This is a genomic window from Nocardia sp. TBRC8007 (genome assembly GCF_056629435.1).
Window position 1 is genome coordinate 1 of the sequence record NZ_JBWSOR010000181.1, and the last position, 378, is coordinate 378.

Consider the following 378-nt stretch of genomic DNA (forward strand, 5'->3'; position numbering starts at 1 on the left):
AGGGGTGGCGGGGGAGGTGTATGTGGCCGGCGCCCAGGTGGGGCGCGGGTATCACGCCCGGGCGGGGTTGACCGCGGCGCGGTTCGTGGCCGACCCCTTCGACCCGTCCGGTGGGGGCCGGGTGTACCGCACCGGGGACATGGTGCGCTGGACAACGGGCGGAGAACTCGAGTTCGTGGGTCGGGTCGATGAGCAGGTGAAGATCCGGGGGTACCGGGTCGAGCCGGGGGAGGTGGCGGCGGTACTAGCATCGCATCCGGGAGTGGCGCAGGCGGTGGTCACAGCCCGAGAGGCGCCCGGGGCGGGGGCGGGCACACAGTTGGTGGGGTATGTGGTCCTCGATCGGTCGGGTGTGGTGGGGGAGGGGGAGTTGGTCGC

The 378-nt window shown here is 72.8% G+C and carries 1 protein-coding gene; it reads left to right on the plus strand.

The genetic code is table 11. From position 1 onward, the window contains the following. Positions 1-378: hypothetical protein (locus ACX4ZE_RS23195; RefSeq protein WP_480275590.1), on the plus strand; the 378-nt coding region annotated here is incomplete at both ends.